This window comes from Aliivibrio sp. SR45-2 (genome assembly GCF_963890165.1).
GTDB lineage: Bacteria > Pseudomonadota > Gammaproteobacteria > Enterobacterales > Vibrionaceae > Aliivibrio > Aliivibrio salmonicida.
Map to the genome: position 1 here is coordinate 1 of NZ_CAWPRC010000097.1, position 426 is coordinate 426.

A 426-nucleotide genomic window follows, 5' to 3' on the forward strand; every position below is an offset into this window, starting at 1 on the left:
CACTTGAATGTGTTTTTAATTTGTTTATCTAAAGATAAACAAAAGATATTAAGAACTTTTAAATTTTGATTTGAATAACTCGTAAGTTATTTAAATCAGTCAGCTTTCCAAATTGTTAAAGAGCTAATGCAACACCAAAAGTGTTAACCATTTTTAAATATTTTCAAAGATAAACTAAGAAAAAACATTTAAAGATGGTATCCCGTAGGGGAGTCGAACCCCTGTTACCGCCGTGAAAGGGCGGTGTCCTAGGCCTCTAGACGAACGGGACACTGGACATACTCTAAATTAAAACCATATTAATCTGTGTGAACACTCATAAATCGCAATCTATCGTTAAGGAGGTGATCCAGCCCCAGGTTCCCCTAGGGCTACCTTGTTACGACTTCACCCCAGTCATGAACCACAAAGTGGTGAGCGTCCTCC

The 426-nt window shown here is 38.0% G+C and carries 1 tRNA gene and 1 rRNA gene; both read right to left on the reverse strand.

Annotated elements, in window-relative coordinates:
• Positions 1 to 195 precede the first annotated feature (195 nt).
• Positions 196 to 271 (reverse strand) — tRNA-Glu (locus AACV33_RS04325).
• Between the two features lie 66 nt (positions 272 to 337).
• A 16S ribosomal RNA gene (locus AACV33_RS04330) occupies positions 338 to 426 on the reverse strand; the annotation flags it as partial.